The sequence below is a fragment of the Brenneria sp. hezel4-2-4 genome, assembly GCF_013155275.1.
Classification (GTDB): Bacteria; Pseudomonadota; Gammaproteobacteria; order Enterobacterales; family Enterobacteriaceae; genus Brenneria.
Map to the genome: position 1 here is coordinate 16,661 of NZ_JABJXS010000004.1, position 14,161 is coordinate 30,821.

Below are 14,161 nucleotides of genomic sequence, written 5' to 3' on the forward strand. Positions count from 1 at the left end.
GATTAGCAGATGACTGAAAAAGCGATCATTAACCCTGGCCGAGGATCAGCACCGTTATTCCGCCCGCGACCAGCGCCACGCCGGGCACCCCGCGCCGGGCCGACAGGGCATAAGCCAGTGACGGTTCGTTTACCGGATCGGCGACCGCCGGCGGCCGCTTTGCCAGTTTATCCGCCAGCCAACCCGCCACGCCGATCAACGCGCCGACCAGACCAATGACGACCAAAGCCGGGGCCGCGTACAGCGGCCCGGCCCAAAGCATGACTACCGCGCCCAACTTGACGTCGCCGCCGCCGACGCCGCCGCGTATAAACGGCGGCAGCAGCAGCGCAAAGGCGATCGCGCCAACCAGACAATGTGTCGCGAATTGCGCCCCGTTCAGCCCCTGATAAAAGGCATACAAGGGAAATAACAGGGCGTAATACAATACCCACCGGTTGGGCAAACAGCGCCGGGTTAAATCGGCGCGGATTAATAGCCCAAATAACGCCAGTAGCGACGCGGTAATGGTTAGCTTAATAAAAAGCATTAACGATTTATTTTTTCGCTTCGCTTTCGGTAACCGCTTTCTCAATCGATGTATTAGCATTCTTAAAAAGCGTATCGACCTTATCGCCGAAAGTTGTTATTCCGCCGGCGACAATCACCACGATCACCCCTGCCAGAATGGCGTATTCCAGTGCGGAAACGCCACGTTCGTCTTTTTGTAGTTTCTTTAAAAAATTACGCATCACTTCTCTCCTAAGCGTTAATGTTGATAAATTAAATATTTCACTACAATAAAATAACAATCAGTAAGGTTAATATAAATTGATACGCACCACCGTCTGAAAGACGCGCAAAGAAGCGCTGCGCATGGCTGCTCGTCACAGTCTGGCGCTTATCAAAATAGTAGAACCGATAATTGAAACCGATAAAAAGATGACATTTAACGCATCTAAATATGGCGGAACAATCCTATCCAATTAAATAATTAACGCAAGCATTTTAATCAGAATGCTTATCAAGTTTTAACCAGATCACAGAAATAAAAATAATAAGTCGAATTCCCTTATAACGAATAACAAATAAACGTTACACATTCATGTTATTAATAATACAGCCGACCCAATAAAACAATATTAATAGGAGACTAATTAATAACTCCATCAATAAAACACGATTCATAATCTAATAATTTTTTAAAACATCATTAAAAATATGATTACCTCTATTCATAAGAAAAGTTATTAATCGCATATACTCTAAATAATAGAGATCTTATGGTTGGTTTTTTCCGAGTGGGAAACGCCGACGCCGGCCGATATGCGACACGGACTTTTGAAACAGCGGCAGGATGCGACAGCGTTGTCGTTAGCGTAACTCGATTAACGTCAGCAGGCCGCCGAATACGGCTCCGGTGTCGATGTAGAGCTGATTAAAAAAGATCAGGGGTTTGTGCAGCGGCGTATGGCCGAAGATAAACAGATAAGCGCCGACGATCGGACTTCCCGCGCCCGCCAGCGCCCGGGTAATGCGGGTACGCCCCCAGATAAGCGCATCCTCATCAACCGCCTTGCCGAACGCGTAGTCGTTCGCCGGGTAGTCGGCATGGGCAATCACATAGCGGCGGCTGCCGATATGTACGTCAATGACCAGCGGCAGGCTGGAGGTTCGGGCTATCCGTTGCGCGGCGAGAGATTTATCCGCCGGATTAAGCGCGGCATACCATGTTCCGCCGTTGCGTTCCCAAAGCCAGTGGTTATCCTCGCTCAGCGCGGCCCGCGCCATTCGCTCATGATTGCCGCACACGGCGGTAAACCAGGGTTCATCCAGCAACGCCAGACAGGCCATACTGTCCGGCCCGCGATCGATCAGATCGCCAACCGAGATCAGCAGGTCGGTTTGACGGTTGAATTTTCGGGCCGACAGGGCATCCAGCAATAACCGATGGCAGCCGTGGATATCACCGACGACGAATACTTTTTGATAATCATCCCCACTGATGCTGCGATACATGACTACCCCACCTTCGGCTCGCGGATATGCGCCCCTTGCGCGCTGAGATCGAGGAGGATTCAACACGCCAGCGAATCACGTTTCCGTCAGGCGGCGCGTTATCATCACGCTCCCGTATCTCCACCGCGCGCGCGGGAAAGCTCAGGAAAATACTCGCGCAAGGTATTTGCCACCGCCTGTCGGTCATAACCCAGGCGGTGCAGGATGGTGGCGATTTGCCGGGCGGAAATGGCATCCTGATATACCGTGATCAATACGTCGGCGATCAGCTGCGGCGTAATGACGGAAATAGCCGAGATCTCGCCGACATTGCCCCCGAAAGACTGAAGGATATGGTCGACAGCCTGTTCCGGGGTCATGCCTTGTGCCTGCAACGCGGCCAATACCGAAACCAACCGGTCTTTTAATTCATTCGTCGCCACCATTCGGCTCCTTCAAATCAGCGCCTCTCACAGTAGGATTATGGGCAGGCAAAGACACCACAATCCGCTAGGTATATAATAGTGTCAAATAGACCAAAACACATATTGATACAACTCCACGCGTATCGATTCATCATCTTCTTACCCGAAATGCGATAATCCCCCCGGATAAGAATCGTATTTCTGTTTATGCCCGATCAATTTCATGATGCCGCAAGCCGACGCACGCGCAATCTGAAAGATGAAGGGCTTTGTGAGCAAAAGGTTAAGTCATGATCACCACCGACGGTAACAATGCGGTCGCTTCTGTGGCCTGGCGAACAAATGAAGTTATCGCCATCTACCCGATTACGCCCAGTTCCACCATGGCCGAGCAGGCCGCCGCCTGGTCGAGCGACGGCGGAACGAATATATGGGGAGACACGCCCCGCGTGGTTGAAATGCAGTCGGAAGGCGGCGCCATCGCCACCGTGCATGGCGCACTGCAAACCGGGACGCTGGCGACGACATTTACCTCATCGCAGGGTTTACTGCTGATGATCCCGACGCTGTATAAGCTGGCGGGCGAATTGACGCCGTTTGTCCTGCATGTGGCGGCCCGTACGGTAGCGACCCACGCTTTATCCATTTTCTGCGATCACTCAGACGTGATGGCGGTACGCCAGACCGGCTGCGCCATGCTGTGCGCCAGCAACGTGCAGGAAGCGCAGGACTTCGCGCTGATCGCACAGATTGCCAGTCTCAACAGTCGACTGCCGTTTATCCATTTCTTCGACGGTTTCCGCACCTCGCATGAAATCAACAAGATCGAACCGCTGAGCGATGAAGCGCTGCGCCAGCTATTGCCGCAGAAAGCCATCGATGCGCATCGTGAGCGAGCGCTTACTCCCGAACATCCGGTGATCCGTGGAACTGCCTCCAACCCGGACACCTTTTTCCAGGCGCGGGAAGCGACCAACCCGTGGTATGACGCCGCTTATCGGCATGTTGAACAGGCAATGGACGATTTCGCCGCCGCCACGGGACGTCAGTACCGGCCGTTTGACTATTACGGTCATCCGGAAGCCACCCGCGTGATTGTTCTGATGGGTTCAGGCGTCGGCACCTGTGAAGAGGTCATCGATACGCGGCTGACGCACGGCGAGAAGGTCGGCGTGGTGAAAGTACGCCTGTATCGTCCGTTCTCCGCGCAACATCTGCTGGCAGCCATTCCGCCGACGGCGAAAAGCATTGCCGTGCTGGATCGCACCAAAGAACCGGGCGCGCTGGCCGAACCACTGTACCTGGATGTGATGACCTCGCTGGCGGAAGCCTTCTCAATCGGTGAGCGCTCGCAAATGCCGCGGGTGATTGGCGGTCGTTATGGCTTGTCATCCAAAGAATTTACCCCGCAATGCGTGCAGGCTATATTCAATGAGTTAGCGCTTGCCAACCCACGACCGCGCTTCACCGTGGGGATTTATGATGACGTCACGCATCTTTCACTGCCGTTGCCGACACAGCATCTGCCTACCGGCGCCTCGCTGGAAGCCTTGTTCTATGGGCTGGGCAGCGATGGAACCGTATCCGCCACCAAAAACGCGATCAAGATCGTCGGCGAAACCACGCCGATGTTTGTACAGGGCTACTTTGTCTATGACTCCAAGAAAGCGGGCAGTCTGACGGTTTCCCATATGCGCGTCGGCCCGCACCCCATCAATTCCGCCTACCTGATCGATCGGGCGGATTTCGTCGCCTGTCACCAGTGGCAGTTCATTGATAAGTACAGCATGGTGGAACGGCTGAAGCCCGGCGGCGTGTTCCTGATTAACGCCCCGTACGCCAGCGATGATTTGTGGCATCGTCTGCCGCAGGACGTTCAGGCCGGCCTTAATCAACGCAAGGCCCAGGTGTACTGCATCAATGCCGCCAAGATCGCCCGTGAATGCCAGTTGGGCGCCCGTATCAATACCGTGATGCAGATGGCGTTCTTCCATCTGTCGCAGATCCTGCCGGGCGAGCTTGCCGTCGAAAAACTGCGGGCGGCGATCGCCAAAAGCTACGGCAGTAAAGGTCAGGAGCTGGTTGAACGCAACTGGCTGGCGCTCGACGCCACCCTGGCCGCCTTATCGGCCGTGCCGCTGGAAGCGGTCAACCCGCAAAGCCCGCTGCGCCCGCCGGTGGTTTCCGACGCCGCGCCGGACTTCGTGAAAACCGTGACGGCGACAATGCTGGCCGGTTTGGGCGATACCCTGCCGGTCTCGGCGCTGCCGCCGGACGGCACCTGGCCGACCGGCACCACCCAATGGGAAAAACGCAATATCGCGGAAGAAATTCCGCTGTGGCAGCCCCAACTGTGTACCCAGTGCAACCACTGCGTCGCCGCCTGCCCGCACGCCGCCATTCGCGCCAAAGTAGTGCCGGCCGAGGCGATGGAGCACGCGCCGTCGTCGCTGCAGTCGCTGGACGTGAAAGCCCGCGATATGCGCGGTCAGAAATATGTTTTGCAGGTCGCGCCGGAAGACTGCACCGGCTGTAATCTGTGCGTGGAGGTTTGTCCGGCGAAAGATCGCCAAAATCCAGAGATTAAAGCCATCAACATGGCATCGCGTCTGGATAACCTGAACGTCGAAAAAGAGAACTTTGACTTCTTCCTGCAACTGCCGGAAATCGACAAATCCAAGCTGGAACGTATCGATATCCGTACTTCTCAGTTGATTTCGCCGCTGTTTGAATATTCCGGCGCCTGCTCCGGCTGCGGCGAAACCCCTTACATCAAACTGCTGACCCAGTTGTATGGCGATCGCCTGCTGGTGGCCAACGCCACCGGCTGTTCGTCCATCTACGGCGGCAACCTGCCCACCACGCCGTGGACCACCGACGCCAACGGGCGCGGGCCGGCCTGGGCCAACTCGCTGTTCGAAGATAACGCCGAATTCGGTCTGGGCTTCCGCCTGAGCGTCGATCAGCATCGCCAGCGCGCCGTGCGTTTACTGCACGAGTTGGCGCCGCAACTGCCGGCCGATTTAGTCGCCGCGCTACAGGAAGAAGCGATCGCACCGGAACTGCGTCGTCAGCAAATTGCGCAACTGCGGATGCTGCTGGCCGATCTCGGCGGCGACGCCGCCATAGCGCTGGCCGCCGCCGCCGATCATCTGGTGGACAAATCCATTTGGCTTATCGGCGGCGACGGCTGGGCATATGACATCGGCTACGGCGGTCTGGATCACGTGATGAGCCTGAGCGAAAACGTCAACGTGCTGGTGCTGGACACCCAGTGTTACTCCAACACCGGCGGCCAGCAGTCCAAAGCCACCCCGCTGGGTGCGGTGACCAAGTTCGGCGAAAAAGGCAAACGCAAGGCGCGCAAAGATCTCGGCATCAACGTCATGATGTACGGCCACGTGTACGTGGCGCAGATTTCACTGGGCGCGCAGCTTAACCAGACGGTGAAAGCGATTCAGGAAGCGGAAGCCTGGCCGGGGCCGTCGCTGATTATTGCTTACAGTCCCTGTGAGGAACACGGCTACGATCTGGCATTCAGCCATGACCAGATGCGCCAGTTGACCGCCACCGGATTCTGGCCGCTCTATCGCTTCGATCCGCGCCGCGCCGAGGAAGGAAAAGCGGCGCTGGTGACCGATTCCCGTCCGCCTTCCAGCAGCCTGAGCGACACCCTGCTGAAAGAGCAGCGTTTCCGCCGTCTGAATACCCAGATGCCGGAAGAAACCGCGCTGCTTTACCAAGAGGCCGAATTGGATCTGCGCCGCCGCTATGATTTCCTGACCATGATGGCCGGAAAAACAGAGAAAAACCCGCAGGAGTAAGTGGTCCAGCCCCGCCTCGGCCCGTCCTCCGTCAAGGGGGAAGCCAGGTGGGGAATCAGAGTAACGCATCGAATTTTATCGATGGTCTGGAAAAAGGAAACGGATATGAAGGTCGCACTCGGGCAATTCGCGGTTGACCGCGACTGGCAAAATAATGTCACGACGATATCCGCGCTGATGTCGGACGCACAGCGTGCGGGGGCCGATCTGTTGGTATTGCCTGAAGGCGTTCTGGCGCGCGACATCACCAATCCCAAGCTGGTGTTGACCGCCGCTCAACCGCTGGACGGCCCGTTCGTCACCCAGGTGCTGACGGCCAGCAAAGGCAGCGACATGACCGTCATAATGAGCATTCATGTGCCGAACGGTGCGGAAAAAGTGTGGAATGTGCTCATCGCCATTCGTAACGGCGAGATCATCGCCCAGTATCGGAAACTGCATCTGTACGATGCCTTTTCAATGCGGGAATCGGAAAACGTCGTTCCCGGCGATGAAGTGCCGCCGCTGGTCGCCGTCGCGGGGTTGAAAATCGGTCTGATGACCTGTTACGACATTCGTTTCCCCGAATTGGCCCGACGCCTGGCGCTGGACGGCGCCGACGTCCTGGTTCTGCCGGCCGCCTGGATCAAAGGGCCGTTAAAAGAGTCGCACTGGGAATTGCTGGTTCGCGCGCGCGCATTGGAAAACACCGCTTATGTGGTGGCGGTCGGCGAATGCGGCGTCAAGAATATCGGCAACAGCATGGTGGTTGATCCCTTGGGCGTCGTCGTCGTTCAGGCTCCTGAAGTACCGGCGCTGCTCTACGCGGATATCGATCCTGCCCGCCTGGGTTACGCACGGGAGGTATTGCCTGCGCTGGCGAACCGCCGTTTCGACATACCGCGCCTGCCGAATGAATAACCAGCGCCGACTGGCGCTGAATAATAACCGCAAGAACCATTCAAGATAAAAAAGTGTGATTCGTTACACATGTTGTTTCCCTCCGAGGCGGTTCTGCACATATAATGCGCATCCGGTCATATCGACCCAGAACAAACCAGATCCCGCTTTTCTGGTATGGCATTTACCACTCAACAAAGACATGAAAATGAGTATTCGCGCGATCCTTACCTTAGTTATGGCAGCCGCGGCATTCAGCCAGGCCGCTTTTGCCGTTGTCTACCCTCTGCCCGCGGCCAACAGCCGACTGGTGGGAGATAATCTGGAAGTCACTATCCCCACGGACAGTACGTTGCCGCTAGAGCATTTTGCCGCCCAATATCAAATGGGGCTGAGCAACATGATGGAGGCGAACCCGGGAATTGATGCCTACCTGCCGATGCCGGGCAGCACCATGATTGTTCCTCATCAATTGATTCTTCCGGACGCGCCGCGCGAAGGTATCGTGATCAACAGTGCGGAAATGCGCCTGTATTACTACCCGAAAGGCACCAAAACCGTCGTGGTGCTGCCGATCGGCATCGGTGAGTTGGGCAAGGATACGCCGATTGACTGGACGACGTCGGTACAGCGTAAAAAAGCCGGCCCGACCTGGACGCCGACGGCCGCCATGCATGCGGAATATGCCGCGCGCGGTGAAACATTACAGAAAGTTTTCCCCGCCGGCCCAGATAACCCGATGGGGCTTTACGCTCTGTATATCGGCCGGCTGTACGCCATTCACGGCACCAACGCCAATTTTGGCATCGGTCTGCGCGTCAGCCACGGCTGCGTGCGTTTACGGGCGGATGACATAAAATACCTGTTCGATCACGTCCCGGTCGGCACGCGCGTGCAATTTATCAACGAACCGATCAAGGCAACGGTGGAACCGGATGGTTCGCGTTATGTGGAAGTTCATCACCCGCTGTCGCGCACCGTGGAAGAATTTAACTCCGAAGCCCCGACGCCGCTGACCATCAGCGCCAAAGTCGGCAAAGTGGTCGCCGATGCCGGCGTCAACCAGCACCAACTTGACAAGGCACTTCAGGAACGCTCCGGCATGCCGGTCAAGATCAACGGTCTGATTGAAGAAGCGGCGCCTACGGTGCCGGTTGAATCCGTCGCGGCGCCGATTGCGCCGGATGCGGCAGATCCCGCCGTCGCGCCGCCGCAGGATAATGCGGCGCAAGAATCCGCGCCAAACGACGCCGCCCAAACGCCCGCACAGGACAATACCGCGCCGCAAACAGATGCCGCCGCGCCAGCGTCCAACGCCGATCACTCCTGATTGCTCATCTCGTGAAAAATGGCACGGACGCCATTTTTCACGCTTCCCGCATGGCGCTTTCGCCGCCGGTCGTCAAATCAGCGCCGCTTCTTTCAGTTCGCTTTTCAGATAAGCATAATAAATCGGCGCGGCGATCACGCCGGATAAACCAAACGCTGCTTCAAACACCAGCATCGCCAGCAGAATTTCCCAGGCATGGGCTTTAATTCGGGTGCCGACAATCTGCGCGTTGAGAAAATATTCGAACTTATGAATCAGCATCAGATAAATCAGCGCCACCAGCGCGATCGGCAAGGAAATAGACAGCGCGGAAATAAACACAATCGAATTGGAAATTAAATTACCGATAACCGGCAATAAGCCGAAGACGAACGTCAAAACCACCAGGGTTTTAGAGAACGGCAAATGAATGCCGAAACAGGGAAACGCCCCGAGAATAAAAATCGCGGACAGTACGGTATTGACGGCGGAAATTTTTACCTGGGCAAAAACAATATTGCGGAATGAGGCCGACAACAGCGATACCCGACGCAGCAATTCAGCCTTCAGCAGCGGTTTTTCTTCATCACTTTCCACATTATATAAAGAGATAATGGCGCCCAGCACCATACCAATCAGCATGGTGACAAAACCGTGCAGAAAGCTTTTCCCCATGTTTTGCAGGATAGCGATATGCTGCTGCACCCATTGCAGAAACTCATGCTGCAACTCTTCGACGCTAACCGGCAAATATCCCGGCAGATACAGCATCAACTGCTGCTGGATATCGTTGAGAATATAGGCGATGCGCGTGTTAAACGCCGTGGTATCTTTCATTTCCTGCATCAGCAAGCCGACCAGACTGCCGAACAGCAGGCTCAACAGGCTGACCACCAGCGTGCTGATGATCGCCACCACCATCCAGCGGGCGCGCTTACCGCTAATCACTTTTTGAAAATAGGGTGTCAGCAGATTAACGATTTCATAAACCAGAAAACCGGCGATAAAACAGGCTAACAGACGCAAGGGCAGCAACAGTAACAGGCCCCCCATAATAAAGAAAAAGCTCAAAAACCGGGCTTGTTTCAGATTCAATAACTGCATGATGACGCCCCGTATGCGTAAAACTAATGCTAAATGCCAAATCGACGTTTTAAGCAGTTATTCTTGGCGTTTTAGCGCGGAAACGCCAGCGGGTTTTAACGTTGGCTGATGTCAATCCACCAGGAAAAGCGTTTTGTCGCCTGAACGGGCAACGTTCGGGCCAATGCGGCAAGTAAGCGATCCGTTTCGCGCAGCGGAAACACGCCGGAAATACGCAACCCCGCCACCTGCTTATCCACGTGGAAATAGCCATTATGATAACGGGAAAACTCATCGATAAGCTGATCCAGACGCATATTATCCGCCACCAGCACACCGGTGCGCCAGCTTTCCCGAAAGCGCTCGACGGGCGTGGGAGGGCTGCCGCCGTCCTGGTTAAACACAATCTGTTGCCCAGCGGCGACCTGCTGCGCCGACGCCGCGGTATGCAGCATGGCTTCGCCATCGAATACGGAAAGGAAACTCTGCGCCGGGGTATAGCGTAAAACAATCTGACAGGGTAATGGCGCATCAACCCGTCCGTGGGGAGTCATCAGCCCGATCGGCTGAGCGGTGCGGTTTTCCATCATCAGTTCCCCTTTGACCAACTGAAACGTCAGCGGCTGGGCGCCGCCGGTTCGTTGATTCAGGGCGGAATCGGTATTTAGCCAGACGCTCATGTCATCGGCAATCTTCAGCTCGCGGGTTTCGCCGGTGCCCGTCCGATAGTCGGCAGCATAGCTTTCCCACGGCAATCCGGCGCCTAGCCCCCCGGTCAGAGCGACGATGATCAGCAGTTTGAGCATCCGCCGCCGTTCCTGCCCGCGCTGGCGCAGCACCGAAGACGCCAGTTGGCCGTCTACCGCATGGAAACGGGCATGGATCTGTTCGACCTGTTGCCAGGCCAGACGGTGCGTATCGTCACGCATCAGCCACTGTTGCCATTCCTGCCGATCGCGTTCGCTGCACGCTTCATCGTACAGCGTGGCATACCACTCTGCGGCGGCATACAGCACCTCTTTTGGAATATCGGATTTAACCGCGGAGATCATGAGTCCTGACAGAGCAGACAATTCAGCATCGCCTGCGCCATATATTTTTTTACCATCCGCTCGGAGACCGCCAATCGTTCGGCGACCTGCTTGTAGGTCAGGCCGTCAAGATGAACCCAGAGAAACGCCTGACGCGCCTTGGCGGGCAGCGTCGCCAGCATGCTATCAATCTCGATTAGCGCATCAACCACTATCGCTTGCTGCTCGGGCGAAGGCGTGTCGCACCTCTCCTGCTCCGCCAGCACTTGCAGGTAGGCGTTTTCAATATCCTTGCGCCGCCAGTGATTCACCACCAAACCGTGCGCCACGGTGGTCAGCCAGGCGCGAGGCTCGCGGATTTGCATCGCCTGATGCTGGCTGATAAGCCGTAAAAACGTATCCTGCGCCAAATCGGCCGCCTGCTGCGAACATCCCAAACGCCGACGCAGCCAGGCCTGTAACCAGGAGTGATGGTCGTGATAAATCTGCTGAACCACAAAAGACTCAGTCTGATTTGAATAAGCGAGCGCGGGACTATTCACGGGCGTAACTCGATGTCATAGCGATGAAATGATTTTCATTATCACTATCGATAAAGTCAATGAATTTTCGCCGCGTTCGCGACCGGCAGGCCTTTTCCCTTCCCTGGGAAGAGACGCCTTACCAGCGGTAGCTGATATTGGCGCTTACGTTACGACCCTCGCCGTAATAGCACCAGAAATTACAGGCGCTGACATATTCATGATTGGTCAGATTGGTGGCATTAACCTGCAACCGCCAGTCTTTACTGAAGTCATAGGCGATCATCGCGTCCCACAGGGTATAAGCCGGTACTTTCATCTCCGCGCTATTGGCGATATCGCCGTAAGAACTTCCCACATACCGCACGCCGCTGCCGACCGTCAGGCCTTCCAGCGGCCCGTTAAACGCATAGCTCACCCAGCCGGAAACCACATGCTCCGGTAATCCGGGCAGGCGCTTGCCCAATTCGCCGACCGTGCCGGATTTGGTGGTCTCAACTTGGTTATAGGTGTAGTTCGCCGTTAACGTCAGCCCCGAATACACCTCGCCGCTGAATTCCAGTTCCACGCCGCGGGAGCGCGCTTCCCCGGCCTGAACGGTGATATTGGGGTTGGCGGGATCGGTGGTCTTAACGTTTTTCTGTTCCAGATTAAACAACGCCGCCGAGGCGTAGCCATTAAATCCTTCCGGCGTATATTTTACCCCGACTTCAGTCTGCTGCCCTTCTTCAGGAACATAGGGGCGCTCATAGCCGTCACGCCCTGAAACCGGCAGGAAAGATTCCGAGTAGCTGATATAGGGCGACAGGCCGTTATCGAACAGATACATCAAGCCGGCGGTTTTGGTAAATTTGGTGTCATCGGTACGGGTGTCAGCGCCGGACGTGAGATTGCGATCGCGGGATTTCGCCACATCGTAGCGGCCCCCCAACAGGAAGATCAGGCGCTCATTATATTTAATCTGATTCTGAATATAGTAACCCGTCTGGTGACGTCCCGAACGGTGATCGAAAAGCTCGCTATCGGTCGGCGAAGTATAGTTGCCGTAAACCGGGTTAAAGATATCAATCGGATCGCCGAAAGAATACAAGTTGGCGTCGCGGCTTTGCGTATTGGCCCGACGATAATCCACCCCCAGCAGCAAGGTATTCTCAACGTCGCTAAACTGCCACTCGCCCACCATACGGTTATCCGTCGACCAGTTTTGCGCAAAACCATCACGATAGGTCAGCCCACGGTAAGCCTCGCGATCGCTGACCATACCCAGGACATAGGCGCCCCGTAGATCCATGTTCAGGTAGGCGTAATTCAGATTTTGATGAAACGTCCAGGTATCGTTTAGATGGTGGGTAAACTCATACCCGAGGTTAAACTGGCGGGTATTGTGGTGGTTAATACCCGGCTCACCGAGCGAGGTTTTATAACCAACCTTGCCAAACGGCGTGTTATGCAGGGTGCCGTATGGCAGTTTGAACCCATTGGTCATACCCGACTGGGTATCCATATAACTGGCCAGGATCGTTAACTCGGTATCTTCTCCCAGCAATGTCACGCTGGGCGCCAGATAGAAACGCTTGCTCTCGGCAAAATCAACCTCGCCCGAGGTGTCTCGCGCCAGCGCGACCACGCGATACAATACTGAACCGTCGTCGTTCAACGGCCCGGAGCTATCAATCGCTAAATGACGATAGTCGTCGGAACCGTATTCCAGTTCGATCTGCCCCTGGGGAAGACGTGTCGGTCGCTTGGTGATCACGTTCACCAAACCGCCCGGCGGATTCTGCCCGTACAACACCGAGGCCGGGCCTTTCAGCACCTCGATACGCTCCACGCCGAACGGTTCGATCTGCTGGCCGTAAAAACCGTCTTCATTCAGCGTAGCCAGCCCGTTTTGAAAGCGGGACTGATCGCTGAAGCCGCGAATCGTTACCCATTCAGCTTTGTTATCCGGCCCGTAAGGCGTCGCCAGAATACCGGTGCTATACCGCAGCGCCTGATCGATCTTCTGCGCGCCGCGCTCCTGAATCTGTTGTTCAGTCACCACCGAAACCGCCCGCGGCGTTTCTGAAAGGGGAACGTCCAGCTTTAATGCCGTGTTGGGCGGCGCGGTAACCACAATCCGATCGTTGTTAGCCGCTGTCGATCCTGAAGCCGCCGCCGGCGCATTCGCGGTTTGCGGCGCCAGCGTTACGCTGCCGTCAGCGCTGTAGCGGGCCGTCAGGCCATTGCCGCCGAGCAACTGTTGAAACCCCTGCTCGATGCTGTAACGACCTTGCAAGCCGGCGCTGTTTTTCCCCGCAACCAGCACCGGATCATAAGAGAGCAGCACGCCGGACTGTTGTGCGAACTGATTTAAAACCTGATTAAGCGGCCCCGACGGTACATGATACTGCTGAACAGCCGCCGCCGGCGCGGCGTACGCCACCACCGCCGGCAGTGTCATAACGAAACCGGCCCCCAGCATCCCGGCGCGTATGGCGCGGGCCAACAGATGGGTACGCAATCTTGCCATTATTCATCCCCTTTAGATTAAAAAAATTATCGTTTTCAGGAGGTATGCCAACTGAGGAGCGCAAAAGGGGAACCGCAAAATCAAAAAATGTTAGTTAGTAGAATAGTGGATGAGATCATAAATACAAAAATCGAAGATACTGAGATTAATGACAACGATCATTTCCGGGGTTAAAAAACCAATATGTTAATGATCTAAAATGGATTATTGCTTTTACGGCGATAACAAAAGTGAAGAGAGTGACGGGGTTGCCAACATGGGTCGCCCGCGACGTATCAGCACGGGAAAGGTTGTCGGCTGTCTGGAACAATAAAATAGCATTTTATGTATAAACAATATTGCTTAGTAGACTCATCGAAGAAAGTATAAATCACGCAAGAAAAGACAACCTGGCAAATAATTCGGCAAGCGATAAAAACCACCATTGCCATTATTTTTATGATGGTTAAGTCATTTAGAGTAATTCATGTTTTCTCTTCTCTAATTCGGAGAATGATACCAAAACCGAATGCCCGAACGCTTCGCTTTCTGAAACGCTATCAGACAGATCAATAAGAGCAGGTAATGAATTTTAAACCCGACAGGCCTTATGCAAATAAC

Annotated in this window: 11 protein-coding genes; 3 read left to right on the top strand and 8 right to left on the bottom strand. The window is 55.1% G+C overall.

Annotated features, from left to right (window positions below; translation table 11 throughout):
- Window positions 1-28: 28 nt before the first annotated feature.
- From HOY33_RS09825 to HOY33_RS09840, 4 genes are all read right to left on the bottom strand, one after another.
- Window positions 29-529, bottom strand: a complete 501-nt coding sequence (locus HOY33_RS09825; protein WP_172290050.1) for a prepilin peptidase — start codon at window positions 527-529, stop codon at window positions 29-31.
- Between the two features lie 7 nt (window positions 530-536).
- Entirely contained in the window at window positions 537-731 is a 195-nt protein-coding gene (locus HOY33_RS09830) for a Flp family type IVb pilin (protein ID WP_172290051.1), read from the bottom strand.
- Between the two features lie 622 nt (window positions 732-1,353).
- On the bottom strand, window positions 1,354-1,998 hold the full coding sequence (locus tag HOY33_RS09835; RefSeq protein ID WP_172290052.1) for a metallophosphoesterase: 645 nt from the start codon (window positions 1,996-1,998) through the stop codon (window positions 1,354-1,356).
- Between the two features lie 104 nt (window positions 1,999-2,102).
- Window positions 2,103-2,423 (bottom strand): hypothetical protein, encoded by a 321-nt coding sequence (locus tag HOY33_RS09840; RefSeq protein WP_172290053.1) that lies wholly within the window; start codon window positions 2,421-2,423, stop codon window positions 2,103-2,105.
- A gap of 269 nt (window positions 2,424-2,692) precedes the next feature.
- Between HOY33_RS09840 and nifJ the strand changes: the two genes are divergently transcribed.
- From nifJ to HOY33_RS09855, 3 genes are all read left to right on the top strand, one after another.
- Complete coding sequence (nifJ, locus tag HOY33_RS09845; protein WP_172290054.1) at window positions 2,693-6,226, top strand: pyruvate:ferredoxin (flavodoxin) oxidoreductase; 3,534 nt, start codon at window positions 2,693-2,695, stop codon at window positions 6,224-6,226.
- Between the two features lie 105 nt (window positions 6,227-6,331).
- A complete protein-coding gene (locus HOY33_RS09850) occupies window positions 6,332-7,126 on the top strand; it encodes a deaminated glutathione amidase (RefSeq protein ID WP_172290055.1) in 795 nt (264 codons plus the stop codon).
- Window positions 7,127-7,307: 181 nt separating this feature from the next.
- On the top strand, window positions 7,308-8,435 hold the full coding sequence (locus tag HOY33_RS09855) for a L,D-transpeptidase family protein (protein WP_172290056.1): 1,128 nt from the start codon (window positions 7,308-7,310) through the stop codon (window positions 8,433-8,435).
- Window positions 8,436-8,507: 72 nt separating this feature from the next.
- Here the strand turns inward: HOY33_RS09855 and HOY33_RS09860 are convergent, their stop codons facing one another.
- The 4 genes from HOY33_RS09860 to HOY33_RS09875 form a co-directional block, all read right to left on the bottom strand.
- Window positions 8,508-9,518: an AI-2E family transporter gene (locus HOY33_RS09860; RefSeq protein WP_172290057.1), complete on the bottom strand. Its 1,011-nt coding sequence runs from the start codon at window positions 9,516-9,518 to the stop codon at window positions 8,508-8,510.
- A 95-nt stretch (window positions 9,519-9,613) separates the two neighbouring features.
- Window positions 9,614-10,570, bottom strand: coding sequence for a DUF4880 domain-containing protein (locus HOY33_RS09865; RefSeq protein ID WP_253906953.1), 957 nt, complete (start codon window positions 10,568-10,570; stop codon window positions 9,614-9,616).
- Window positions 10,546-11,025 carry a sigma-70 family RNA polymerase sigma factor gene (locus tag HOY33_RS09870; protein WP_330527853.1) on the bottom strand — a complete coding sequence of 160 codons (480 nt, stop codon included), beginning with the start codon at window positions 11,023-11,025 and terminating at the stop codon, window positions 10,546-10,548. Before HOY33_RS09870 ends, HOY33_RS09865 begins: the two co-directional genes overlap by 25 nt.
- Window positions 11,026-11,188: 163 nt before the next feature.
- Complete coding sequence (locus tag HOY33_RS09875) at window positions 11,189-13,561, bottom strand: TonB-dependent siderophore receptor (protein ID WP_172290059.1); 2,373 nt, start codon at window positions 13,559-13,561, stop codon at window positions 11,189-11,191.
- Between the last annotated feature and the right edge of the window lie 600 nt (window positions 13,562-14,161).

What these genes read in the sequence shown, in the direction of transcription:
- HOY33_RS09825 (WP_172290050.1), bottom strand. Translation starts at nt 529, where the DNA reads ATGCTTTTTATTAAGCTAACCATTACCGCGTCGCTACTGGCGTTATTT.
- HOY33_RS09830 (WP_172290051.1), bottom strand. Translation starts at nt 731, where the DNA reads ATGCGTAATTTTTTAAAGAAACTACAAAAAGACGAACGTGGCGTTTCC.
- HOY33_RS09835 (WP_172290052.1), bottom strand. Translation starts at nt 1,998, where the DNA reads ATGTATCGCAGCATCAGTGGGGATGATTATCAAAAAGTATTCGTCGTC.
- HOY33_RS09840 (WP_172290053.1), bottom strand. Translation starts at nt 2,423, where the DNA reads ATGGTGGCGACGAATGAATTAAAAGACCGGTTGGTTTCGGTATTGGCC.
- nifJ (WP_172290054.1), top strand. Translation starts at nt 2,693, where the DNA reads ATGATCACCACCGACGGTAACAATGCGGTCGCTTCTGTGGCCTGGCGA.
- HOY33_RS09850 (WP_172290055.1), top strand. Translation starts at nt 6,332, where the DNA reads ATGAAGGTCGCACTCGGGCAATTCGCGGTTGACCGCGACTGGCAAAAT.
- HOY33_RS09855 (WP_172290056.1), top strand. Translation starts at nt 7,308, where the DNA reads ATGAAAATGAGTATTCGCGCGATCCTTACCTTAGTTATGGCAGCCGCG.
- HOY33_RS09860 (WP_172290057.1), bottom strand. Translation starts at nt 9,518, where the DNA reads ATGCAGTTATTGAATCTGAAACAAGCCCGGTTTTTGAGCTTTTTCTTT.
- HOY33_RS09875 (WP_172290059.1), bottom strand. Translation starts at nt 13,561, where the DNA reads ATGGCAAGATTGCGTACCCATCTGTTGGCCCGCGCCATACGCGCCGGG.